Origin of the sequence: Bacillus cereus group sp. N21 (assembly GCF_016483395.1) — a bacterium.
Classification (GTDB): domain Bacteria; phylum Bacillota; class Bacilli; order Bacillales; family Bacillaceae_G; genus Bacillus_A; species Bacillus_A pseudomycoides.
Genome location: NZ_JAEHBX010000020.1, coordinates 24,231 through 50,239 on the forward strand (window position 1 = coordinate 24,231; position 26,009 = coordinate 50,239).

The following is a 26,009-nucleotide window of genomic DNA, read 5'->3' on the forward strand; positions in this document are numbered from 1 at the left end:
GCAGATAAAAATCTGCATGGTTTTTTCTTAATCTTCCATTTCTATTTCATTTCTCTTTTCCACATGCTCATTACGTAATTCTTCTTCCTGCATTTCCACAGAAATCATCGCATGATAAATCTCCGGATATAATCCAAATATTTGATACACACTTCCTAAAAATGGCACCTAGAACCCCTCTTTTCATAAATAGTATTTCCATACTTAAGGGTTCCCTATCTTTCCCCTACACATTCGTTTTTGTATCTTGTTCTTCATCTTGAACATGTAATAAGTGCTGCCATTTTTTATAAGGCGCACTATTTGGATCAACATACCCTTTCGCATACGAACGGTCCCATAGTTGTTTTACAAACATTTCTTTCTCTTTCTTTGCAACCATATCTGCACCTGTTCCATAATAATTTTGGAAATACAACTCGATTTCATCAAGAAGTAATCGCAATAATTCATCTGATGTTTCTTCTAACGTTGGATCGTATTTTGCCTCCCGGTCGTACATTAAAATAATGTCTAAAATATTATGAACGTGCTCTTTTCTAAGCCATCTTACATCTTGAGCCCCTAATACAAAGGCCTGTGTATACAAATGTCCACCTTGAAGCATTGCTTTTTCCTGTTCTTCTTCAAAACGGGACAGAATATTTTCATAAATAAACGGATTATGCAGCAATGCCCGATGTAACTTATAACTTTCACTTGAAATATTTTTCCCCATGGACTGAATTAAAAAGCTGCGTCCTACACCGTTATATTGATAGACAAACTGACCATCGACAGCGACAAGACTAATCCACCGGTACATATATGCATAAAGAAGAGCACGATTACATTTATCATAATCTAACTTCGTCTGGGTTACATTTAAGTCCGGCATAAAAGCTGGTAAGTGCCAATATTTATCTAAATGCGGTGTCAAATTCGATTTTTTGATATTTAATTTATTTACACGGCGATAATAAGACTGAAAATAATCTCCTTTATCATTCATAAAACCATTTGCAAGATGTCCAGATGAAAGCTTAGGAAAATCTTGTAATGATAATCCATAATGAGCTCGGTAACAAATTACTTCAAATGGTGAAAATGCTTCATTCACTGTATCTTTTTCTTGAAACATTTCTTGCAATAGTTCTTCCTGTAGTTCCTGTTTTAGTGATGGATGTATACCCCAATATTGTAACTCTCGATGATGGGCTACCTTCGGGATAAATGGGCTTGCTAGATGGAAGAGATCTTCAATTTTTTCTCTCACATATTCATTACGATCACGCTTTTTAAAATCAGCTTCTTTTCGCAATGCTTCAATAATATTGAGTTCTAATTTGTCACGATATCGGACTTGGAGCTCGTTATAACAATACGTTAAAATATGCTCTCGATAAAAATCCTCTACTTTCTTCGATTGACTTTCCTCTGCTTGTGCATCGCGGCAATATTCCGTATACAAGCTCATATACATCTCTGCTGATATATCCTTTGGAAGCACACCTAAGTTTAAATGTTGCTGCATATCTTTCCATATTTTGTCTTGTAGTTTTTCATCTGCTAATACATATACATTCGTCGGATTTGTTTTCCCTTCAAATTCTTTGCTGCGTTTTTGAATTTCAAACAGCAAATTTTCACGTGTTTCTTGTAAATTATCAAAGAATCTTTCCCAATGTTGGATCATTTTATTTACTGCCTGATATAGCGATTGATAAACGAGTTCCAGTAACATTTCTTTACGATATTCATTCAACTTATGCACATATTGCGTGACTATATCTTCAAATTCTTTTCGGAACGTACGCCGCTGATTATAGAACATTTTTCCAAACCAGCCTTGTTGTTGCGCCAGCTCAACACGTCGCACTGCTGTAACTGTACCATCAATATTGCTTACATTAAATTTCTTATCATAGTTTTGAATTAAATTACGCTTCTGTTCATTATTCTCATGTAAACGATTCATTTTCTCTACTAATTGTTTCCGAATTTCATATAGCATAAAACGAGCAGCCACTGGATGAACAGCTTCTGTTTTCTTTAAAAACCATGTATTTAGTTGATATGACTGTCCCTCTGATCCACTCGGTGTATATCGATCTGATTCTATCATGTCATATAAAAGTGTCGTCACGTGCTCATGCACACGGCTTGGTATCGCATAGGCATACAACCTAACAGCATGATCAACTCTCGCCACTTCACCCTTCATTTGCTCCATCATTTTAAGTTTTGCGGCAGATATTTTACACTCATGCTGCAACCTATTTAATTCTTCATCTTTTTGTACAGTACGCTGTACATAACTTTCAACCGCTTCTAAAAATAACTTGGATTTCGCAACGCCTACCTTACCACCTTCTGCACCTTCGCGTGTTTCATTGTACATTTGTCTATAGAAAATATGTGCTTGCTCTGGGCGAGTGGCAAGATGCTCTAAATCTTCTAAATAACTCTTTCCCCGCTCTGGCTTCTCACGCTGCATACCACGACGAACATCTTGTTCATACCGCTGTTTTTTCTCTTGAAACAATTGATCTAAATGTAGCCAGGATTCATCTAATCCTTGCACAGCCCATTTCAAGGCACAGTATTTTAGCACATGCCCATATGGATAAATAAGCTTTGCAGTTCCAGCACCACAATAACGTGCTTTTCCATTCGATTCTGCCAATTGCTGAATCTGATTATCTTCTTGTGCAAAATGACTTGTGGACATCGGACTAAATAGCTGTAAATAAATCGTGTTTGTCATTTGTTCCATGTAATCTGATAGATTGTGTAAATGATGACCGTGTAAATTTTCATAATCATATAAGAAACAATAATTATATGGTAAATGATGCTCTTTAATTGTATGATTCGTTCTTCCGTCTTCATCCACTTGATCTGGACGATACTCTAGTTCAATTGTTACACCGCCCCGCTTTGATAATTCACCCGTTGAGCCAAGTGTAATCGCATGAAGTTCTTTTAATGACGCATAACCATTTGCCTGAACAGTTTCAAATTCTTTCGCACTAATGGTACGTGTCTTAACAAGTGCATCCGGCATTAAAAACGCACCTCGTATTAAAATGTTATGATGCTGCAGTTTTTTCCGAAGCATTTCACGTAGGTACAACGCAATTTGTAAGAACATACCCGAACCGGTACCACCAGCTAACGATGTAACGATAATAACTCGAACACCATACTCTGTTTGATCACTTGTGACAGGAAAAATTTTTTCGATTTCTTGCCAAAAAGCAGTCAATTTATCTTCTTTCATCGCTGCCCGAAGAGCTAAGCGTGAAATCACACGCAGTTGACCAGCTCCTTCAGTTAACGGCTTATCTAGAATAGTAGGGTCCATTGGAAACCATTCCGGAATCGTTGGATCCCCTGCAATATATTCTCGCGGCGTTTTACTAGAGCTCGTTTGTGTCTTGAACTTACGAATATGCTCAAATTTACTTAATGTATTCACATCTGTATCAAAGACATGCATCGCTACCTTTTTACGTCGTTCCTCTGGCAATTTCTCATATATTTGGTGTGTAACGGTACTCCCGATTCCACCTAAGCCAATTAAAATTGTTGGAACTTGTAATGTCATGTGAACCACCTTCCTATTTGAACTTCCTATTATTCACATTCATATCGATAAATTTCTTTTCCATACCCACGATCAATTAGTAAAATCTCGTTCGGATATAATGTCTTATGCTCATTTCCGGCCTCTTCCTCTGTTATAAACATACCGTCAATAATCATACCAATCACTTGTGATTCCTTTGCTACAAATATAGACTTCGAACCTTTTTTTGCTATAAAAGTTACTGATTGTACCGTCTTTCGTTCTGCTCGAAATGGAATACCAAAATAATGTTTCCACCACTTGTTTCTTAATAATTCTGGTTCAGATTGATAGAGCCAATCTTTTGCTACTTCTTGATCCCATTCGTAATATAACATTGCTTTACGATGAAACCTTGGCCGGACAATCCACCCTAAAATAAGAATCGCAACAAGCAAAAGCAGTAAGGCAAACGGGATTACAAATTGAAAAATTAGCGCATACCGTTCCCAAAATGGTGCATTTTGAATATGAAACGAAATCGTTTTCTTCACTTCTTGTAACTTTGAATCGTTTATAGTGATGGTAGCTTCTATGGTGCCGGTATCTGTAAAATTGAATGTATCGGAGTAGTAAGGACGAGGATACACATAAATTTGATTGTCATGTTGCCGCAATTCGTAGTTAATCGATTGATGAGATGTGACACCAGTAGATTGCAGTAGCTTTTTTACCTCCACTTCTGTCATTGGTTCACCATTCAGTAATGGCTGCAGGACAAATGGCTTACTCTTGTCTAAATTCGTCACCTTTTCTTTATAATCTTTCGTAATGACTTGCAAAGATAATTTTGCCTTTGGTATCGGATCAATTCGGAATTCTCTCGTTTGCCTGTAAAACCCTTTTATATTCATATGAACTTTCCCACGTACAAATTGGTTTTTAATTTGTAATTCATAGTAAAACACATGTGCTTTATCATCCCATTTCATCGGATACAGCTTTCCATCTAATTCTACTTCTGCTTGGAAATACGAAGATTGTATTGGTAAATCCGTCGGTTTCGCTTCAATCACTGCTTTCGTTCCCTCATACATTTTCTCAACGTTTTTTTTCGCTTTATCCTCTTTATCATAAGTAGAAACGGTATAGTCAAGCGCTGGTTCAACAAGTACTTTCAATCCTTCTTTCACAATACCACTATCAATTTCTAACGTGTATGTCCCTGATTTAATTATTTCATGATTCGTAGCGCCGATATGGGTAATACCACCATATAATTTTGATTCTCCTGGTGCATGAATTGAAAAGGAAGATTGTACTGCTAACGGTTTAGAAAGTCGTTCTATCCGATATTGCGATGCAGTAGAAGATTGTTGTACCAGTGTCATTCGTTTTAATGGGAACGGTGTAGTAATCTCTAATTTGTTACCCGATATAGTCGTTTTCACGACAGATTCAACAGAAGAAAATGGATCACGATTCGCAACCAAGGCTGCAGCTTGATTTACACTTTGAATAACTCCATCTTCTCCACTCGTTGGCATGACGATACCATTTATCTCTTGCTTCCAAATTTCTTTAAACGTATTCATCTGTTGTTGCTCTTGCTGTCCTAAGTTTTCTTCCATTGTTATTAAAACCGGATGCAATGATATTTTTTTCGCTTCCATTTCTTTTTTAAACTGTTCCAGTTTCTGCGTGATTTGTTCTTTACCGCCATTCTTTTCTTTTTCTAATTCGTTAAATGCCCCGTCAGTTAATACAATAAGCCAAAATTCACGTTTTCCATTTATGTCTGCTTCCTTTTTAATAGATTGCATCGCGGTCTCTACTGCGTTAAACGGCGTATTTAAATAATTCTTCCACGCTCCAATTTGATCAATTTCTATTTGTCTTTTCTCATTTGTTAGCGTGACATTTAACGCTTCAGTAGGACGGCTCATTGGAACATATGAAAATCTATCTCTTTCATCTAATAATGCAACTAAACTTTGCAAAGCATAGTTGGCATATTTCCAGCGATCGTTATTTCTCATGCTGCCAGAATCATCATATACAAGTGAAACGACCCTTTCTTTTGCCTCCTCTCCTTTTGCAAAAGTTGAAAAAGGATTCAAGCACAATAATAGAAAAAAGATGAATGTGGCACAAATTCGAATCTTCATGATGAGGCTTCGCCACCTTTGTAGACAAATTCCTATGTTTAAATTTATGAAAAGAAACAAGATATATGACTTGTATTTTGGGATATGTAGATTATTACAATGTCATTATGTAAACTAAATTACTGGAATGATAACCTCCTTTTCAGTAACGATCTTGTTTTGAAAGAGAATTAATCAAAACAGACTCTTCATACAAAAAATCCCTATAAAAAAGTTTGATTTTCTCTTCTATTAAAAATAACTTTCCACCTTTAAATACGGTGTTTTTTTAAATATTCCCTACTTCCACTTGTCATTTTTGCTATGCATAAAGCTTTCTAAATAGCCTCTTCTATCACTTCTACAGTCATCGTAAACAGATATGAAACTTCCTTACCATCTTCACGTAAAAAAGAATATTGTAAAGTTTCTGTAGCAATGGTATGAGGAATACGATGCGCTGTTGAAAAAGCAACCACAATATCCCCTCTCCTTAAAGTGTGAATTTCCTTACATTTTTCCATACAAATAAAAACACGCCTATAACAGCGTGTTTTATTGTTTCACATATACTTCAACAATAGGATTGTCTTTACGATCCGCATGCAGACGAATATTCTCTTCGCTTGTATGATAAATACTCGCTAATAACATAACAGTTAATAAGTTAGGAATTTTTCCATCACTCCCAAATTTTCGTTCAAGTTCTTCTTTATATTCAAAATCCAAATCTCCTTGTATATATGTATACACTTCAAACCCATCCTTTAAATCACAAACAACCTGGTCAATGATATCTGCTCCTACTTGTTTTTCCATTTCACTACGAAGGGCATTCGTAAATTCATTCCAAGGAACTTCATATGTTTGGAATTGATCTTTAGATTCCATATTTCCCACTCCTTTTTCATACACTTTCACCATATATTCCCCCTTTCTCGTAACAATTATGAAACTTAGGTCAATCGTACAAGCCGCACTTGTCCCGATAACATATCGTATTACTGTATATGGAAGGAGGCAAGAACATGCATTGTCAAAAATGTTACAATACTTGTCATCGTTATTTTGGTAAAGTTGTACGTATTGAAGATGTAGATGGTTATGTTCATATCGGTAAGATTGTTGATGTGACAAATGATTCTGTTTGGATTGAACCCTATAGATCATCTTTTGATACAGGATTTGGTTACCATGATGCATATGCAGGTGGCGGCTGTGATTTTTGTGGTGGTTTAGGTCAATGTAACCATTGTGGCTTTGGTTTTGATAGAGGCTTTGGTTTTGATGGAGGCTGTGGCTTTGATAGAGGCTGTGGCTTTGATGGAGGCTGTAGAGGAGGATTTTGCGGAAGTGGTGCCGTTGAATTAGGTTTCGGATTTATTTTTGGTATTGCTTTAGCTGCATTATTTTTCATCTAATATACAAAGAAGCCGACTATATTTTTAGTCAACTCCTTTTCAAAAATAATGGAATACAGTTATCCTATCATACGCGAATAAAGTGAAACTTTAATCAGCCCTCATCAATCGGGCCTTTACGGGTAGGTTATCTCTCACCTAACTTCTGTGCTTTTGCTAAATTTTGAGGTGAGAATATTACTGCCCACAAATAGTAGGATAAATGAAGCAGATTTTTTAATCTGCTTTTTATTTTTCACAAATAAATACACGGTGCCCTAAAATATGTTGATACATTTGCAATACCTGCTCGTGCTGCACCCATGCATCGTACAATTCAGCCGGAATAAAATGTGACAGGTTCCATTCTGGCTGTTCCATTTGTCCTGCAATCGTTTCGGCAATCGTTCCTCCACCTACAATCGTTATCCTTTTGAAGTTTGTCGTTTGAAATAAATCAATCCATTCCTTTTCTGTGTGTAACTCCTTTATTCCGTAAAATTGCAGTATTTTCTCCTCTTCTTCTTTTGTTAAGTGCTTCTCAATTATCATTTCAATGACAACAAGTTTCCCGTTCTTTTGCAAGACACGAAAACATTCAGGAATCACCTGTTTTTTGTTTGTAAAAGCAAGTACAGATTCACCTAATACAAGATCAAACTTCTCATTTAAAAACGGCAACTGTTCAGCAGTTCCTTTAATCAGTTCAATCGATAATTGTTCTTGTGTCCATCTATTTTTTGCTTTTTGAATCATAATTTCATTATTTTCAACTGCTGTGACGTTATAACCATATTGTTTTTTCATATAAGCTGCTGTACGCCCTGTTCCGCATCCTATTTCAAGCACATTTGCTTCACGGTATAATGGCAACTGTGCCAATAACTGTTTCGTTAATGTAAAACCACCAGGATGTGCGCTTCCAATTCCGTAATAAGCTAAAAAATCAATGTATACATTCCGTTTCATAAGATTCTCCTTCTTTTTTCTAGAATACCTATATGCATAAACGTAATGTACTGTGCAAAAATAACGTACTATTTTCTCAAAGTAGCTCCCACATTACTCATAAAAAAGCATTTCCAAGGTAAAGTAATTACCATTGGAAATGCTTTTTTAATTACTTGCTATCTTTCTCTGTTACATATGCCCACTTAAAGCTATACTCTGGGCTGATATTGTGTTTTACAATTCCTTTTACATTTGGTTGTAATACATAAGATCTACCTGATTGGAATAACGGTACTAGCGCTACATCTTCTTCAAGCAACAGTTTTTCAGCCTTCCCTAATTCTTCCCAGCGTTTCTTCGCATCTGCCATTAATTCTTTCTTCCCTTTATTAATCATTTCATCATATTTTGGATTTGAATAACTCATTTGGTTTTGAGAATTTGTTGATTCAAACATGTCTAAATATGTCATTGGATCTGCATAGTCTGGGTTCCAACCACCATATGAGAAATCATAATCTTGCTCAGATTCTAATTTTAATTTTTGTTTAAATGGCTGCATTTTAATGTTAACTGTTACACCTTTTAAATTTTTCTCAATTTGATCTTTTACATACTCACCAACTTTTTTTGCATTACTCGTATCATAGTTTAAGAATTCAAGTGTCACTTGATCTTTACCAAGCTCTTTCTTCGCTGCGTCCCAAGCCGCCGCTGCTTTTTTAGAATCTTGTTTTAAACCGTTTTTAAACGTTTCTTGAAAATCTTTACCGTCCGGTCCATTCGCTAATCCTTTTGGAACTAAGAAATCGGCAGGTTTGGAACCATCATTTAAAATTACATTTGCTAAATCCTTTTTGTTAATTGACAACGCAATTGCTTCACGTAATTTTTGGCTCTTTAGTGGTGTATCTTGACCAGCACGTTTTTGATTCAAGCGTAAGTAGAATGTACTTGGTTCCAGATATGTTCCAAATTCATCTTTCTTCGATTTATATTTATCAACAAACTCCCCAGTTAATAAAGAAAAGTCAATTTGACCACTATCATATAGATTCACACGAGTAGCTGCGTCTTTTACAACACTATAGTTAATTTCTTCTAGTTTCACATTCTTTTTATCCCAATAATTATCGTTTTTCTTTAACTTCCAACCCTCTTCATGCTTCCAGTCAGTTAGAGCAAACGGCCCATTGTAAACTACCGTATCAGATTCTAAACCGTATTTATCTCCTTTTTCTTTTACGAACTTTTCATTTAGTGGGTAATACGATACAAATGCCGTTAAGTTCAAGAAATATGGAACTGCGCTTTCCAGCTCAACTTCAAGTGTATAATCATCTACTGCTTTTGCACCTAAAGTAGATACTTCTGCTTTTCCTTTGTTAATTGCTTCTGCATTTTTAATATAATAAGCAATAAATGCGTATTCAGCAGCTGTCTTTGGATCTACTAACCGTTGCCATGCAAATACGAAATCTTTTGCTGTTACAGGATCTCCATTTGACCATTTTGCATCTTTACGAAGTTTAAATGTATACTTTTTTCCATCCTCACTTTTCGTACTTGATTCTGCCACAGCTGGGATTGGCTTATTATCTTTATCAAGGCGATATAACCCTTCCATTGTATTCCCTAAAATTTGTGACCCAAGAGTATCTGTATTTTTAGAAGTATCCATCGTTGGAATTTCGTTTGTTTCTGTACGATTTAGTACTTGTTTTGCTGCATATTTAATATCAGATTTCTTCTCTTCACCACTATTAGACGTTGTATTTGTCTTCTTATCCCCACCTGCCCCCGAGCATGCCGATAACGCCATACTTACTGCTAAAACCGGTGCCACAACCGCTGTTAGTTTCTTGATCTTTTTCATTTGTGTACCCTCCCTAAATTATATGTACGATGATACATTTGAGAGATTTTCTAATACTTATAATATTATCAGAAAATTCTTATTAATTAATATTCTACTATTTTTTTCGAGTTTGTAAAGTTATTTTTCAAAATTCTGAAAATAGTTTTTCTATAATAATGATTTGCTTTTTAATAGCACAATTACAAGATTCTCCCCATCTACTATATGAGCACTAAAGCTTTCTTATTCATCTCTATTTTTTCGAATTATATATAACCTCCTTTCTCTCTATAAATTGAAACTTTAATCAGTGTGAGTTTTCTTCATCCCCCACCTTCACTAACTTTTGTGGTAGGAGTCTTATTGCCTTTTAATCCCTCACTGCCATTCTTAATCAATATGAGATGAGATTATATTATCTTAAAAATTCATAAATACTACTTTTATTGTAGTATTTATAAATTTTTATCCTTTTAGCAATAAAACAAATTATAAACAAGATTCTTCCCATGAAAAAGCACCTCCAAAAGTAGTTGACCTACTTCCGGAGGCTCTTTTCTAATTTCATATTATTTTCCGCCTTTTTCCTCTACATACGCCCACTTGAAGCTGTACTCTGGGCTAATATTATGTTTTACAATTCCTTTTACATTTGGTTTCATTACATATGCTCTACCTGTTTGATATAGTGGCACCATCGCTACATCTTCTTCAAGCAATAGTTTTTCTGCTTTTCCTAACTCTTCCCAACGTTTCTTCGGATCAGACATTAATTCATTTCCTGCTTTTTTAACCATTTCATCATATTTTGGATTTGAGTAGCTCATTTGGTTATAAGGGCTCTTTGTTTCAAACATATCGATAAATGTCATTGGATCTGCATAGTCTGGGCTCCAACCTGCGTAAGAGATTTCATAGTCTTGCGCTGTCTCTAGTTTTAACTTTTGTTTAAACGGCTGGATTTTCGTATTAATTGTTACACCTTTTAAATTTTTCTCAATTTGGTCTTTTACATAATCAGCAACTTTTTTCGCTGTTCCATCATCATAACTTAACAATTCAATTGCCACTTGGTCTTTACCAAGTTCTTTTTTCGCTTCTTCCCATGCTGCAGCTGCTTTTTTCGTATCTTGCTTTAAACCATTTTTAAATGTTTCTGTGAAATCTTTACCGTCTGGACCATTTGCTAGTCCTTTTGGTACTAATTGATCCGTTGCTTTAGAACCGTTGTTTAAGATAACATTTGCTAAACCTTTTTTATCAATTGACAATGCAATTGCTTCACGTAACTTTTTATTTTTCAGCGGCGTATCTTGGCCACCACGTTTTTCATTCAAACGTAAGAAGAAAGTGCTTGATTCTGCATACTCACCATATTCATCTTTCTTCGGTTTATATTTATCAACAAACTCTCCTGATAATAATGTAAAGTCAATTGCGTCAGTATCATATAAGTTCACTTTTGTAGCTACGTCTTTTACAACACTATAGTTAATTTCCTCTAGTTTCACACTCTTTTTATCCCAATAATTATCGTTTTTCTTCAACTTCCAACCTTGCTCATGCTTCCACTCAGACATTACAAATGGTCCATTATATAAAACTGTATCCGCCTCTAAACCGAATTTATTCCCTTTTTCTTTTACAAACTTTTCATTTAATGGATAGTATGATGGGAATGCCGTTAAATTTAAGAAATACGGAACAGGCTTTTCTAATTCCACTTCAAGGGTATAATCATCAACCGCTTTAGCACCTAATGTAGATAGGTCTGCTTCTCCTTTATTAATTGCTTCTGCATTTTTAATATAGTAAGCAATAAACGCATATTCAGAAGCTGTGTTTTTATCAAGTAAGCGCTGCCATGCAAACACGAAATCTTTCGCTGTTACAGGATCACCATTTGACCATTTTGCATCTTTACGAAGCTTAAATGTATATTTTTTACCATCCTCACTTTTCGTGCTAGATTCAGCTGCAGCTGGGATTGGTTTATTATCTTTATCAAGGCGATATAACCCTTCCATTGTATTCCCTAAAATTTGTGACCCAAGAGTATCTGTTGATTTTGAAGTATCCATTGTTGGAATTTCCTGATTTTCTGTACGATTTAATACTTGTTTTGCTGCATATTTAATATCAGATTTTTTCTCTTCACCACTATTAGACGTTGTACTTGTCTTCTTATCCCCACCTGATCCCGAGCATGCCGATAATGCCATACTCATTGCTAAAACTGGTGCTACAACCGCTGTTAACTTCTTCAACTTTTTCTTTTTCATTGTGTACCCTCCCTAATTATATGTACGATGATATCCTTGGTAGATTTCTGATATATTTGTATTATCAGAAAATTCTTATTAGTTAATATTCTACTATTTTTTTATGTTTTGTAAAGTTATTTTTTTTAATCTCGAAAATATTTTCTACTATAATGATGGTATATTTTAGTCACACTACTTTACAAAATCTCTCCATTCACTATATGACAGCAATACCCTTCCTATCATTTATTTAAATTAATATAAAATTATTTATATATAAACTTTGCATCAAACATCCCTTCTAATGTCTGAAGTCTCTTTAAACAAGATTCATTACATAGAAAAAAAGCACCTCTAAAAGTAGATGTCCTACTTTTAGAAATGCTTTTCTATCTTTATATTACTTTCCGTCTTTTTCAGTTACGTAAGCCCACTTGAAGCTGTATTCTGGACTGATATTATGTTTTACGACACCTTTTACGTTTGGTTTCATTACATACGATTTAGCACTTTGGTATAACGGTACAAGCGCTACATCTTCTTCAAGCAACAGTTTTTCTGCCTTTCCTAACTCTTCCCAACGTTTCTTCGCATCTGCCATTAACTCTGTTTTTCCTTTTTTGATGATTTCATCATATTTTGGATTTGAGTAGCTCATTTGGTTTTGAGAATTTGTTGATTCGAACATATCTAAATATGTCATTGGATCCGCATAGTCTGGGTTCCAGCCACCATATGAGAAATCATAATCTTGTTCAGATTCTAATTTCAGCTTTTGTTTGAACGGCTGCATTTTAATATTAACTGTTACACCTTTTAAGTTTTTCTCAATTTGGTCTTTTACATATTCTCCAACTTTTTTCGCATTACTTGTATCATAGTTCAAGAACTCAAGTGTCACTTGATCTTTACCAAGCTCTTTTTTCGCTTCTTCCCAAGCTGCCGCTGCTTTTTTAGTGTCATTTTTCAGGCCAGTTTTAAACGTCTCTTGGAAATCTTTACCGTCTGGTCCGTTCGCTAATCCTTTTGGCACTAAGTAATCAGCAGGTTTAGAACCATCATTTAAGATTACATTCGCTAAATCTTTTTTATTAATTGACAACGCAATTGCTTCACGTAATTTTTTGCTCTTTAGTGGTGTATCTTGGCCAGCACGTTTTTGATTTAAACGTAAGTAGAACGTACTTGGTTCTGAATATACTCCATATTCTTCTTTTTTATTTCTATATTTGTCAACAAACTCTCCAGCTAATATAGTAAAGTCAATTTGGCCACTATCATATAGATTTACACGAGTTGCCATATCTTTTACAACACTATAGTTAACTTCGTCTAACTTCACACTCTTTTTGTCCCAATAATTATCATTTTTCTTCAGCTTCCAGCCCTCTTCATGCTTCCAATCAGTTAGAACAAACGGTCCATTATAAACTACAGTATCAGATTCTAAACCGAATTTATCCCCTTTTTCTTTTACAAACTTTTCATTTAGTGGATAGTACGATGGGAATGCCGTTAAGTTTAAGAAGTATGGAACTGCGCTTTCTAGTTCAACTTCGAGTGTGTAATCATCTATCGCTTTTGCACCTAGTGTAGACACTTCCGCTTTTCCTTTATTAATTGCTTCTGCATTTTTAATATAATAAGCAATAAATGAGTACTCTGCAGCTGTCTTTGGATCTAACAAACGTTGCCATGCAAATACGAAATCTTTTGCTGTTACTGGGTCACCGTTTGACCATTTTGCGTCTTTACGAAGTTTAAATGTATATTTTTTGCCATCCTCACTTTTCGTACTTGATTCAGCTGCAGCTGGGATTGGCTTATTATCTTTATCAAGACGATATAACCCTTCCATTGTATTCCCTAAAATTTGTGATCCAAGAGTATCTGTACTTTTGGAAGTATCCATCGTTGGAATTTCGTTTGTTTCTGTACGATTCAGCACTTGCTTTGCTGCTAATTTTACATCCGATTTGCTATCACTTCCGCTTGAATTCGTACTTGTTTTTTTGTCCCCACCTGTAGAACATGCAGTTAATGCCATACTCATTGCTAAAACTGGTGCTACGACTGCTGTTAATTTCTTCATCTTTTTCTTTTTCATTTTTTGTACCCTCCCTAATTTCCTGTACGTTTCTAGATTAAGAAATTTCTGATAATTCTGTTTTTCTTTATATTCTTATCAAAAGATTCCTATTAACTATTATTCTACTAATTTTTTGTTTTTTGTAAAGTATTATTATTAAAAATTTTGTAAAAATTATTTTATTACAGTAATATTCATAAACATTCTATTACGTTGATATAGAATTTTCTTGTATTACTATATGCATTTGATTTTTCTTCTATTTATTCCAATTGTAAAGAAAACTCTTCTGAATTATTGTTAATAAATAATGTATAATTCTAGTAAATCCTTTCTTAACAAAATAAAAAAAATCAGCTTTACTGACTTTTTTATCCGGCTATTTTTTCTTTTTGCATACCTATTAGCATCTGTTTATCTTTCCCCTCATTAAATTCATTTTCGCTTTTCGCAACAACTACAGTTGCAATACCATTACCAATTAAATTTATGATAGCGCGCGTTTCTGACATAAAGTGAAACTTTAATCAGTGGGGGTTTTCTTCATCCCCCACCTAACTTCTTTGCTTTTGCCAAATTTTGAGGTGGGGGTCTTACTGCCCGTTAATGCGGGATAAAACGATCTCCCCCCTAATAGAAGAGCTAATCCTTCTAACGGAATAACATGCATCGCTGATAAAGTTGATGCCAATACATAAAGCCCTCTCCAGTTACAGCGGCTTCCCCTTTTGAAGTAACTAACAAAATAACTATTATTGTTAATTGTTGACCAAGCGAAAGATCGAGGTAAAAATCTTCACTGGATCATTCAAACAAAAAAGCAGATATTTATAATGATCTGCTTTACTAAAAAATATTTTATATTATGTTTTTCATATACTTTAACTCTCCCCATCTTCTTTTTTAATTTGCTGTTCACTTAATCCAAGATGTATTCGAAGTATATTACTAAGTTCTCTCAAACTCTTTGTATCTGGATTATAATAATAGACTCGTTCACCTTTCGGCCCATTCGGTAAATACAAATCATCTCCAGCTAATTGAATTTTCTCAATTGAAGCATTTAATCCATATTTATAAAACGACAGCATATCAGCCAAAGCTAAGTTTGTCTTAAACTCACCATCTACAGCATCAATCATCTTTCCTATTTTCGTAACAGATCCTGCACTTTTTAATTTTGTTAAGATCGCTTCAATGACAAGCTGCTGACGCTGTCCTCTCATAGCATCACTATCGATATGACGTGTTCTTGCAAGAGCAAGTGCTTGTTCACCAGTTAATGTTTGCATTCCTTTTTTCAAATGAATAGCCTCCGGTTCATCTTTACTATTTTGTTCAGAAAACTCAATTGGAACATCTATTTCAATACCACCCAAATCATCAACAATTTTTATAAATGAATTAAAATTGAATTTCACAAAATAATCAACTGGTACATGTAATAATTTTTCTACCGCTTCAACAGACGCTTGCGGTCCTCCATCCTTTCCGTTCTTTACAAAGCCCCTACCATATGCATGTGTTATTTTATCCTTTTTCTTTTCGATTGGAACATATGTATACGTATCACGTGGTATGCTTATTAACTTGACTGTCTTATCATCCTTATTAAAAGTAGCTAGTAATAATGCATCTGTATGAAATGCACCATTATATTCTTTTTGACGCTCTTGATTTTCATCAATGCCCATAATTAAAAGAGAAACATTATTTGTTATTGGCTTTACAACTTCCTCACGCAAATCAGATTTCTCACCACGTGCTAGACTGAGAGAAGCTTTTTGTACCGCATTTGAAGTTTTATTATACAGATACGCACCATATCCTATTCCAACAGCTAACAACACCCCTACAAATATCCCTATCACTTTTCCTTTTTTATATTTTTTCTTATTCTTTTTTTCACGTGAAGGTAAATTCTTCTCCATATTAGTTCCCCCGATATTTATTATTCTATACGAATTAAAAACTATCAAAATAACAAGATCATTATTTATTCAATACATTTTTCAATTTTTCGTATGAAGAAACATCTTTTTGAAATACGTTCTCATCAATCCCTTTGTTTATTTGTATCTTTTCGGTAGTAATAGAATACTGGATCATTCCATTATGAAAACTAAGAAAATTCAACATAATCCCCGTATTTTTTTCTACAATCATTTCGAATTTTCCTCGTAAGTCTTCAGATGTACTTAAAGGCATCTCTATGTTTATAACGCCCTCTATTTTATAACAGTCTAATCCAAGATACTTTGTTTCTTTAAAATTCCAATCTTTATATCGAATTAACAAATTTGCAAACTCCGATTGAATACTATATTTTGCTAGTCCGACATATTCATCATCATACCGCTTTTTCTCCCCCACTTTATTAAATGCTCTTTCAGTAGGTGTTAGTTTTAGTAACTCTATATTTTTAGGTTCTGACTTCCATCTCACTTCTTTATATGTATAATCTTTATCATTAAATTCTTGTTTTTTCCCTTGATTATATAAAACTGTCATTTTTTTTGACTGACGATCCTCTTTAGAAGAAATCCCTCTCTGATTCCTTGTATCAATTGCGTACTTATAAGTAGTAATTAGGCGCGATGAACTAGAATACTCTTCAAATTGCCCCTTAACATTTTTAAAATGATCGATTGAATCCAGCATTTTTTTGTGAATTTTTTCTTTTTCAGGATAATTTACATTAGATTTTGTTTCTTCCTCATTTTCATAATCTGAAAATGCCTTTTTCGTTACATATTCAAATACTCCACCTTTTTGCGCAAAACTTTGCACAGAAAATTCAAACATAGAAACGATTGACAATGCCATTATTGCCACACTAACAGCCATAGCTTGAACTCTATAAGACTTCTTCTTAACCGGGAGATTATGTAATGTATCATTAATTTTCCGATTCAAATGCTCCGGTAACATTGTTTTCTCTCGGTCTATTCGCTTTTTCAGTTTTTCATCAAATAATTCATCCTTATCCAACACATACACCTCCTATTCCATTCGTAATTGCTTCTGCAATTGTTCTCTTGCCCGTGACAACCTTGATTTAACAGTTCCTTTTGGTATTTCTAATAATGCCGCAATATTTTCTTGATTCATATCTTCATAATAGTAGAGTACTGTTACAGCTTTTAATTCTTCATTTAAAGACTGAATTGCATTATGAAGATCTATATCTTCATAAGAATCAAATGCTATCATATAATCATTATTTCCTTCTATCGTAATTACCTTTTTTCGTGATCGTATCATTTCATTACACTGATTCATCAGGATTCGAATGCACCATGTTTGGAAAAACTCTTCATTTTTAAGCTTTTTTATATTTTCATAAGCCTTTAGAATTGTTGTTTGTATCGCATCTTCTACGTCATTCTCATCATATAGCATTGCTTTGGCTATACGATAGAGCTGAACTTTATGTGTATGTATTAAAGAGACAAATGCTTCATGATCACCGTTTTTAGCTAAAGAAACATTACTCTCTTCTTTTACCATTATTTTATATACAGGTATTACTTTCACTGTCTATCCTCCCGTTTTATCCCGCTATTTGCGGGGCAGTAAGACCCACCACCTCAAAATTCAGCGAAAGCAAAGAAGTTAGGTGGGGCGGGCTAATAATCAATTGGGGATGAAGAAACCCCCTACTAATTAAAGTTTCACTTTATATCTTCCAATAAAACTTTACACTTATTAGATGGTTTAGTGGGGAAAAAGGTTCACTTTTTTTATAATTTTCCAGAAATAAAAAAAGATAGTTAGTTCATAAAGGAACTAACTATCTTTTCAACTCTATTTATCTATAGCGGTAAATCTCTCTTTTTGAACAATACAATCGCTACTACAAAGATACAAATCGCACCAAAAATTAATCCAATACTTACCGGCCATATGTTATATGTCCCTGTCACAATTTCTTTTGGACAGAACAACGTAAATAATGATATATTTCTCATCCATTCTAGCTTATCACTTAATTTCCCTACCATATCTAGTAAATAAAACAAAATTGTAACACTGGCAGAAAGACTAAGAGCTTTTCTTTCATCGTTACATATACAAGAGAATAAAAATGAATAGGCACTGACTACGAAAAACAACAGCCCCCCAACTAAATTCATTTTGAAGAATACTTCTTGATTTAAATTGTTATCTTTCAAGAGCCACTCTGCTCCTAATACACCAGCTCCATACGTCGCAAGTATAATAATCAGCAATCCTAAAATAAGAACTACCCCTTGTGTTATTGCAATTTTCACTCTAGATACCGGTGTTGCCAACAAATAAGCCATCGCCCCTTTATCTACATAACAAGCCATTACATGTGTAGCAACCGTTACACTAAAAATTGTCAATATAATTAGAAACAACATGCCATAGTATTCACCTGCTAAAAAATCACTTACATTTTGAATCGAATTTTCCATGCCAACAATCTTTTTCACACTATCTGGCATAGCATCTATCATTTCATTTAATCCTTTCGCAGATACGAGCGATGGAAATATCCAAATTAATAACCACAAATAAAGAGCCGCACCAATTGAATAACTCCATATGCTTTTTTGATTTTCTTTAAAGCTAGCTAAAAACAGCTGTTTATTCATGTTTCACACCCTCCTTCGCATCATAATAATGCATAAATAAATGTTCTAAATCCATCGCCCTCGTTTGAAGTGCTTTCACATTATACCTAGCAAGCGTTTGTAATACTTCCTGATAATTCCCCTGTACAATAATGGACGCTGTATTCCCCTTCACCGCTTCAAAGTGTAAATTTTCCTTTTGTAAAGAACGCATTTCCACTTGAGATGAAACCGTTACATCCATTACCTGTCTTCTCATGCCTTGTAAATCATGAATATTTTCCACCGTTACAAGGCGACCATCCTTAATAATAGCTACCCGGTCACATGTCCGCTCAATTTCTGTGAAAATATGGGATGACATAAGGATTGTCTTTCCTTTTTGTTTTTCCTCTAGTATTAAATCAATAAAAGTTTGCTGCATGAGTGGATCTAATCCTGACGTTGGTTCATCCAAAATTAACACTTCTGGATCATGCATAAATGCAGCTACAATTCCTACTTTTTGTTTCATCCCTTTAGACATTTTCCGAATTGGTGTTTTCACATCAAATTGTAATCTTTCAATAAGCTCATCACGTCTCTTTACATCTTTCAATCCGCGCATACCTTGCATAAGTTTTAAAAATTCTAATCCATTCATTCCTTCTATAGAGGAAATTTCCCCTGGTAAATAACCAACTTCCCTTTGAATTTTTGCAGCTTCGTTCCAGCAGTCTAGATCGAAAATTTCTGCATGACCAGCAGTTGGCTTTATAAATCCCATTAAATTACGAATCGTTGTTGATTTCCCTGCACCATTTGGCCCTAGGCAACCGAAAACTTCACCTTCTTTTACTTGAAAAGTAATATCAAATAATCCTTTTCCATTTGAAAATTTTTTTGTGACATTTTGGACTGAAATCATTATTCCACCTCATTTTTTGAAATATTTCGTGTTTTATATTTCAAAATTATTGTACTCCTCTCTATTTAAATTGGCAACAACTTTTTGAAATATTTTTATGTTCATATTTCAAAATTATTGTTTTCATCTCTATTTTCTTGTATATTTTAAATGAGGTGATTGTATTGAACGGTTTTGAAAAAGTAAAAGAAAAGAAAAAACGCGCCATTAAAGACGCTGCGTTATCATTATTTTCAGAGCGTGGATTTAATGAAGTAAAAATAGAGGACATCGCAAAAAAAGCAAAAGTATCTCAAGTTACCATTTATAATCATTTTGGTAGTAAAGATGCGCTTTTCCGAGAGCTTATTCACGAATTTGCGACGACTGAGTTTCAATTCTATCAAGAGATAGCAGCTGAAAATATGACATTTCAAGAGATGTTTCATAAGATGATGCGACGTAAAATGGAAAGTGGTAGTTTATTTCACCCTGACATGCTGTTGCAAGTAATCCAAAAAGATCCAGAGCTTCGCGAATTTATATATCGTTACCAAAATGAAACAGTCCTGCCTTGGTTTTTAGAGATATTAGAAAATGCACAACGCCAAAATGAAATTAATCCCAATCTTTCAAAAGAAATGATATTACTATACATTCAAATGTTTAGTAAGTTCGGCGAAGATTACGGTGTACAACTCTTGGAGGACGATCGTGAAAAACATATAAAAGATATCATTACGATGTTTTTTTATGGGCTTTCCAACCCTGAAAATGTCACTCGGGAAAATTAGATTAGTAATTTGAATTGTTTATATTTCATTCGAAGAGAAAAATTATATCCCACAACAAACACATATATTCCAATCCTAAAATCCAAAAAAAAGACACGAAATCGTGTCTTTTTAACTTATAGTGAGATAACTCTACCTGTTTCACTACTTTCAATTGCCAATTGAATAAGTTGAATCACCTGTAAACCCTCTTCAGCTGTTACAGGAGGTTGCATACCATTTACTATACTATCTCGAATTCCTTTATAATACATTTCATAGCATCCCACTTCTGTTGGAATACGCTTCACTTCTTCTTCTGTTTCTAAAACAGCAAAATTACTTTCACTATCTTCTCCATATCCTATATCACCTGGCTTCATACCAGCTTTTAATTGGTCTTCTTGTGAATCCATACCATATTTAACAATTGAGCCTTTATCCCCATGAACACTAAAATGAGGGCCTGCATGTTTCACATAACTACTACTATGTAAAATGACACGCTTGATTCCATAGTAAAGTACAATATGGAAATAATCATCCGTTTCTGCCCCAGGTCGTTGCTTTACTATATCCGCACTAACAGCATCTGGTTTTCCCAATAAATGTAATGCCTGGTCAATTAAATGCGATCCTAGATCGTATAAAATCCCCGATCCTGGTAAGTTCTTTTCACGCCAGCGCTCACGTACATGAGGACGGAAGCGATCAAAATGCGCTTCATATGTATACACATTTCCAATTTGTTTTTCCTCAATTAATTTCTTTATTGTTAAAAAATCATTATCAAAGCGGCGATTATGATAAACACTAACAAAGACATTATGCTCTTTCGCCAATCTAATAAGTTCTTCACCCTCTTCAACTGAAACAACAAATGGCTTTTCTACAACAACATGTTTTCCATGTACAATAGCTTCTTTTACAAATGGAAAATGCGTTGTATTTGGTGACGTAATAACAACAAGATCAATACCTTCTCGTTCCACCAATTCTTCAATTGTGTTAACAACTTGCACAGTTGGTAATGCCTGCTTTACTACCTCTTCTTTCGAAGATACAATAGCGCGAATATCATATTCATCAATCGTTTGTAATAAAGGGATGTGAAATGTTGTACTTGAAAATCCAAATCCTACAATCCCTACTCCTATTTTCTTCATATATTCCCTCCATATTTGAGAACGATTTCATAGTTATTATATCAAGTTTTATTTTATTTACATAACCATTTGCTCATTCTTAGATCGGTAAAAATAAAGTAAAGCTTTAATCAGTGGGGATTTCTTCATACCCCACTGATTATTAGCCGTTACTTAAATAACAAGACAAGCTGAATTCTTATAAATGACTGTAGAGAAGAAATTTTCGTTTTGAGAGTACTATAAAACATTTGCTTGATAGGCATAGGCATTCCCCAAAAAGTATACGCCCACTTTCAATTCATCTCACCTTATTTACTTTATTCTTCTATAAGATTTTATAAAATCAAAATTTTCTCAATATACAAAACAAAAACATAATTTATAATAACTCTTGAGCTAACTATTTTTAAAATTTATTTTTTATCTTCTATTTTCTTAGAGGATTTATTTCATTATTTCCATCTCTAAAAAAGGAAGGGTGAAGTCATGAACAATACAGAAAAAAAACTAGAATACATATTGTTTAGTAGCTGGTCGGTTTCCTTTATTGCAACCCTCGGGAGTTTGTATCTGTCTGAAATAATGAAATATGAGCCCTGTACATTATGCTGGTATCAACGTATTCTCATGTATCCACTAGTTCTTTTACTAGGAACAGCTATTATACGAAAAGATTATAGAATTGGGATTTATAGTTTGACTCTCGCTATCATTGGCGCATGTATAGCTGCCTATCACTATTCCCTTCAAAAAATCCCATTTTTATCTGAAAACGGAATATCATGTGGGAGAATACCTTGCACAGGGGATTATTTAGATTGGTTCGGTTTTATTACAATCCCATTTCTCGCTCTAATAGCCTTTCTTCTTATTATTATTTGTGGCTTTATTCTTATGAAAATAAGCAAGGAGAGAAACAGTATATGAAAAAAATGCTTTTTTTCATTATTACTATTTTATCAATATTTACATTTATTTTTGTTCTAACCAATAAAGGAACAAAAAGTGAAAAAACCATAAGTACTGAGGAGGTAAATTATTATAAAAATCAAATTACCCCCGAACAATTGCAACAAGATCTATCAAATCACAAAACAAAAATAGTTTATTTCTACAAAACGACCTGTCCGCATTGCCAAAGGATTTCACCAATTGTAGTTCCTATGACAAAAAATATGAATATTGATATGCAAGTTTTGAATCTAGAAGAATATAAACAAGGTTGGGATATGTTTCAAATAAAAGGAACACCTACAATTATTTCTTACAAAGATGGAAAGGAAATGAATCGTATATTAGGCGAACAGTCTTTACAAACGTTTCAAACATGGTTTAAAAACAACAAATAAGAGTTTTTATTTTACCAAAAACGCTATTTTTTCAAACTCATAACTAGAGTATTGATAAAGAAACAAACATTAGCTTTATTTTTTATTTTTAACCATACATTCTATTAATTTATAGGGGAGTAAAGGGGCTCTCCCTCATGCTTACCAATCTTGAATAAAGGATGATTTTTATTTGATAGGTATGAGGGGGATTCCCCATCTGCAATAAAATATAATTTATTAGGAGGTAACACGTATGTTTAAAAAAGTTGCATTATCAATTGCTTCAGTAGCGGTAGCAGGTTCGGTTTTATTTGCAAGTCAATCGGTAACGGAAGCTGCTTTTTATCCGGTACAAAAAACAGGTTCTGGGCTAGATCTTCGCACAACTCCAACAATAAATGGCACACGGACCGAATCAAACATTCCAGATGGCACTCAACTTTGGTTATTTTGCTATGTGAATGGCGAATCTTATATGGGAAGTAAGGTTTGGGATTTTGTAGATGATAATGGCTATGGTGGTGAGTTAGATCAAGGCTTTGCTCCTGACTATTTCATTAAAACTGGTTCTTCTAAACCAGTTGTTGGATACTGCGCTTTTTAATTAGAAAACACAAGAAAACAGCCTCATCAGGCTGTTTTCTTTTTTACATAGTAATCTCAGTAGTAGTTACTGTGCTCACTTCATTTTTTGTTTGCTGATCTCGTACCGCATTAGTAATTACTTTTACGGATTTAACATCATTTGGAGCTTGAGATAAGAAACAGATAAGTGTAAACTTCATTTTTTCCTTCGCATTTAAGCTTCGACTTTTTGGATCCGCATTCATTTTATATACATCTACTTGTTCACCATTACTTAAAACAAGTGTTTTAAAAGGCCCTTGTTCCAAATCAAGTACTTGATCTGAAGTATTTTCTAAAGTGGTTGTAAATTGTATTGCATTCATTTGCTCTGTACCTAGTCCTCGTTCTTTTAAGTTGTATTTCCCAATTTCACTTACTTCTGTACTCTGAATTACCTTAATTCTTTCTACTTGAATATGAAGAGGCCCTGCTTCTATCATTGTATTAGGCTCACTTAATTGCTTTAGAATCACTGTTCCAAGTGGATGCTTTGCTTCTTGTCCTACTTGTGTTAATGGTTCTGTATAAGGCTTAGCTTTTACATTAGTTTCAGCTATTGGAGCTTTTTTATTATCAGATTCTACCTCTTTTTCAGAATTTGTTTGATTGGAACAAGCAGATATAAATATACATACAGATACAGTCATTAAAAAGGGATATACTTTTTTCATTTATGGACTCCTTTATTACAGAATATAGTTAACGCATTTTTTACTGTTCTATAGTTCTTAAATTATTGTAAATTAACAATGTGTTTTTTTGAATATTGAAATCAACAATATATGCAATCTTATATTGAGAAAATTTATTGTTACATATTTTCTTGCCTGCTTCTTTCAAACATTTCTTTACTTTCACTCGAAGAGTTAGTAATAACAAAAATACCTAAAATAACCAATGTCATTCCAAAAATATGATACCAGAAGAGAGGTTCATGTAATATAAAGGCTGATAAAATTACTGTGCTTATAGGCATTAAAGCAGTAAATACTGCCGCTGTCCCCGCTGATACCACTTCTAACCCTTGATTCATTAATAGAACAGCTAATACAGTAATTACAACTCCTGTATATAATACGAGTAGCCACGCCAATGGAGATACAGTTAAAAAGTTAAAATGTAAAGATTGATATATTGCAGAAGGCAAAAATAATACCGCACCTGTCAAACTCATAATTGTTGTCATCGTTAAAGGTCTTAAAGGCGTAGAAATTAATTTTCCAAAGGAAAAGAAAATTGCTTCTCCAATAACAGCACAGAAGATTAACATATTTCCTATTAATGAGTGCGAGCCTACATTAAAATTTAATACCTGACCAAAAACATTGATAGACAATGTACCTAAAATAGTTAAAAGAATCCCTCCTATTTTATTCATTCCTAATCTTTCTTTTAGAAAATAATAAGAGATTAAAGCCATTATTGCAGGCGTACAACTCATAATAATGCCGCTATCTAAAGCTGTTGTTTGTCTTAAACCATATAATGTGCAAACACTAAATAAAAACACCCCTATAAAACTTTGAAGAAAAAATATGATGTAATCCTTTTTTACTAGTTTAGGCATTTTTTCACCTTTATATAAAAATAAAGGAAGTAATATTAAGCAAGCAATTAGTAATCTAAGCTCAGAAGCAATAAATATAGGAAGTTCTTTAATAATGTACTTATTAACAATAACGAAGCTTCCAATTGCAACCATTGCAAATGACATTTGAATATAAGCAATTGTTTGTTTGGACATATTGGATTCCTTTCTCACTAAATTGTTAGTATTAATAGCTTTATTTAGCATGTTGCTTGTTATTATTTTGATATTCAACTGGTTACATAGCATAAGCTCTTAAGCCTTTATGAGTTGAAAGATCTTGTATGTATGATGATTTCATGGTTAATTACCCTTTGGCTGAAAACTCGTTTATAATGAATCAGCTCTTTTAGAAAACAAGAATTTCTAAAAATCATAACTAACAATAGCATGTAGCATCTTATATTTGCAAAATAAAAAATTGATTATCTTTTGAGAAATTTATACCGAATAATCAACCATAGACTAAAAAAAAGTTTTTTATGGCTATGTTTCTTATTCTTCAAAAACACTATTATTTTAAAATATCTTGTATATCTCTTTATTTTATTTGAATGCTTATATTTTCAATAAATTTTCTAGGGATTCATTTTGATGTTGAGAAAAATAATTATATTCAGAATATTATTGACGGTTATTTTTTAAGGATGATACTATGAACAACATGATAAACAAGTTTCAAATTAGTATCTAAACTTTATATGATGGCAGTGTCGCCAAGTGGTAAGGCATAGGTCTGCAAAACCTAATTCCTTGGTTCAAATCCAAGCACTGCCTCCATACATTTTAAGGAGGT

Annotated in this window: 22 protein-coding genes, 1 tRNA gene and 1 pseudogene; 6 read left to right on the forward strand and 18 right to left on the reverse strand. The window is 33.7% G+C overall.

Annotation, left to right across the window (positions count from 1 at the left end; translation table 11 throughout):
- Positions 1-27: 27 nt before the first annotated feature.
- The 5 genes from JDS96_RS13520 to JDS96_RS13540 form a co-directional block, all read right to left on the reverse strand.
- The gene (locus JDS96_RS13520; protein ID WP_003199007.1) at positions 28-168 is read right to left on the reverse strand and encodes a hypothetical protein; all 141 of its coding nucleotides are present in this window, start codon (positions 166-168) and stop codon (positions 28-30) included.
- A gap of 58 nt (positions 169-226) precedes the next feature.
- Positions 227-3,589, reverse strand: coding sequence for a tubulin-like doman-containing protein (locus JDS96_RS13525; protein ID WP_199667125.1), 3,363 nt, complete (start codon positions 3,587-3,589; stop codon positions 227-229).
- Between the two features lie 29 nt (positions 3,590-3,618).
- The gene (locus JDS96_RS13530; RefSeq protein ID WP_199667126.1) at positions 3,619-5,718 is read right to left on the reverse strand and encodes a vWA domain-containing protein; all 2,100 of its coding nucleotides are present in this window, start codon (positions 5,716-5,718) and stop codon (positions 3,619-3,621) included.
- A 317-nt stretch (positions 5,719-6,035) separates the two neighbouring features.
- Positions 6,036-6,221: a P1 family peptidase gene (locus JDS96_RS13535; protein WP_123767148.1), complete on the reverse strand. Its 186-nt coding sequence runs from the start codon at positions 6,219-6,221 to the stop codon at positions 6,036-6,038.
- A gap of 31 nt (positions 6,222-6,252) precedes the next feature.
- On the reverse strand, positions 6,253-6,588 hold the full coding sequence (locus JDS96_RS13540) for a hypothetical protein (RefSeq protein WP_029427152.1): 336 nt from the start codon (positions 6,586-6,588) through the stop codon (positions 6,253-6,255).
- Between the two features lie 137 nt (positions 6,589-6,725).
- Between JDS96_RS13540 and JDS96_RS13545 the strand changes: the two genes are divergently transcribed.
- Positions 6,726-7,118: a hypothetical protein gene (locus JDS96_RS13545; protein ID WP_199667127.1), complete on the forward strand. Its 393-nt coding sequence runs from the start codon at positions 6,726-6,728 to the stop codon at positions 7,116-7,118.
- 228 nt (positions 7,119-7,346) lie between these two features.
- Here the strand turns inward: JDS96_RS13545 and JDS96_RS13550 are convergent, their stop codons facing one another.
- The 10 genes and pseudogenes from JDS96_RS13550 to JDS96_RS13600 all read right to left on the reverse strand — a co-directional run bounded on the left by JDS96_RS13550 (position 7,347) and on the right by JDS96_RS13600 (position 19,767).
- Positions 7,347-8,066 carry a class I SAM-dependent methyltransferase gene (locus JDS96_RS13550; RefSeq protein ID WP_199667128.1) on the reverse strand — a complete coding sequence of 240 codons (720 nt, stop codon included), beginning with the start codon at positions 8,064-8,066 and terminating at the stop codon, positions 7,347-7,349.
- 151 nt (positions 8,067-8,217) lie between these two features.
- Positions 8,218-9,924 carry a peptide ABC transporter substrate-binding protein gene (locus JDS96_RS13555; protein WP_199667129.1) on the reverse strand — a complete coding sequence of 569 codons (1,707 nt, stop codon included), beginning with the start codon at positions 9,922-9,924 and terminating at the stop codon, positions 8,218-8,220.
- Positions 9,925-10,475: 551 nt separating this feature from the next.
- On the reverse strand, positions 10,476-12,188 hold the full coding sequence (locus JDS96_RS13560) for a peptide ABC transporter substrate-binding protein (protein WP_142307500.1): 1,713 nt from the start codon (positions 12,186-12,188) through the stop codon (positions 10,476-10,478).
- Positions 12,189-12,570: 382 nt separating this feature from the next.
- Positions 12,571-14,277: a peptide ABC transporter substrate-binding protein gene (locus JDS96_RS13565; RefSeq protein ID WP_003199026.1), complete on the reverse strand. Its 1,707-nt coding sequence runs from the start codon at positions 14,275-14,277 to the stop codon at positions 12,571-12,573.
- A 353-nt stretch (positions 14,278-14,630) separates the two neighbouring features.
- Positions 14,631-15,051, reverse strand: a pseudogene (locus tag JDS96_RS33265) (cation:dicarboxylate symporter family transporter); the annotation flags it as partial.
- A gap of 89 nt (positions 15,052-15,140) precedes the next feature.
- Positions 15,141-16,190: an LCP family protein gene (locus tag JDS96_RS13580; protein WP_098927504.1), complete on the reverse strand. Its 1,050-nt coding sequence runs from the start codon at positions 16,188-16,190 to the stop codon at positions 15,141-15,143.
- A 61-nt stretch (positions 16,191-16,251) separates the two neighbouring features.
- Positions 16,252-17,250: a hypothetical protein gene (locus tag JDS96_RS13585; RefSeq protein ID WP_018781496.1), complete on the reverse strand. Its 999-nt coding sequence runs from the start codon at positions 17,248-17,250 to the stop codon at positions 16,252-16,254.
- A gap of 12 nt (positions 17,251-17,262) precedes the next feature.
- Complete coding sequence (locus tag JDS96_RS13590) at positions 17,263-17,796, reverse strand: RNA polymerase sigma factor (RefSeq protein ID WP_199667130.1); 534 nt, start codon at positions 17,794-17,796, stop codon at positions 17,263-17,265.
- A 278-nt stretch (positions 17,797-18,074) separates the two neighbouring features.
- The gene (locus tag JDS96_RS13595; RefSeq protein ID WP_199667131.1) at positions 18,075-18,881 is read right to left on the reverse strand and encodes an ABC transporter permease subunit; all 807 of its coding nucleotides are present in this window, start codon (positions 18,879-18,881) and stop codon (positions 18,075-18,077) included.
- Positions 18,874-19,767, reverse strand: a complete 894-nt coding sequence (locus tag JDS96_RS13600) for an ABC transporter ATP-binding protein (protein WP_199667132.1) — start codon at positions 19,765-19,767, stop codon at positions 18,874-18,876. The genes JDS96_RS13595 and JDS96_RS13600 overlap by 8 nt, the downstream gene beginning before the upstream one ends.
- Positions 19,768-19,904: 137 nt before the next feature.
- On the opposite strand from JDS96_RS13600, the gene JDS96_RS13605 reads away from it, so the two are divergent.
- Positions 19,905-20,540, forward strand: a complete 636-nt coding sequence (locus tag JDS96_RS13605) for a TetR/AcrR family transcriptional regulator (protein ID WP_080547229.1) — start codon at positions 19,905-19,907, stop codon at positions 20,538-20,540.
- Between the two features lie 116 nt (positions 20,541-20,656).
- Here JDS96_RS13605 and JDS96_RS13610 read toward each other — a convergent pair whose 3' ends face one another.
- A complete protein-coding gene (locus JDS96_RS13610; protein ID WP_199667133.1) occupies positions 20,657-21,685 on the reverse strand; it encodes an oxidoreductase in 1,029 nt (342 codons plus the stop codon).
- 468 nt (positions 21,686-22,153) lie between these two features.
- Here JDS96_RS13610 and JDS96_RS13615 point away from each other — a divergent pair, with 468 nt between their 5' ends.
- From JDS96_RS13615 to JDS96_RS13625, 3 genes are all read left to right on the forward strand, one after another.
- Complete coding sequence (locus JDS96_RS13615) at positions 22,154-22,594, forward strand: disulfide oxidoreductase (RefSeq protein WP_199667134.1); 441 nt, start codon at positions 22,154-22,156, stop codon at positions 22,592-22,594.
- The gene (locus JDS96_RS13620; protein ID WP_199667135.1) at positions 22,591-23,016 is read left to right on the forward strand and encodes a thioredoxin family protein; all 426 of its coding nucleotides are present in this window, start codon (positions 22,591-22,593) and stop codon (positions 23,014-23,016) included. The genes JDS96_RS13615 and JDS96_RS13620 overlap by 4 nt, the downstream gene beginning before the upstream one ends.
- 235 nt (positions 23,017-23,251) lie before the next feature.
- The gene (locus JDS96_RS13625; protein ID WP_003199046.1) at positions 23,252-23,602 is read left to right on the forward strand and encodes a hypothetical protein; all 351 of its coding nucleotides are present in this window, start codon (positions 23,252-23,254) and stop codon (positions 23,600-23,602) included.
- 43 nt (positions 23,603-23,645) lie between these two features.
- Here JDS96_RS13625 and JDS96_RS13630 read toward each other — a convergent pair whose 3' ends face one another.
- Both JDS96_RS13630 and JDS96_RS13635 read right to left on the reverse strand, forming a co-directional pair.
- Positions 23,646-24,296, reverse strand: coding sequence for a hypothetical protein (locus tag JDS96_RS13630; protein ID WP_199667136.1), 651 nt, complete (start codon positions 24,294-24,296; stop codon positions 23,646-23,648).
- Positions 24,297-24,436: 140 nt separating this feature from the next.
- Entirely contained in the window at positions 24,437-25,369 is a 933-nt protein-coding gene (locus JDS96_RS13635) for a DMT family transporter (protein ID WP_006095570.1), read from the reverse strand.
- A gap of 550 nt (positions 25,370-25,919) precedes the next feature.
- Between JDS96_RS13635 and JDS96_RS13640 the strand changes: the two genes are divergently transcribed.
- Positions 25,920-25,993: transfer RNA gene (locus JDS96_RS13640), tRNA-Cys, on the forward strand.
- The last annotated feature ends 16 nt before the right edge of the window (positions 25,994-26,009 follow it).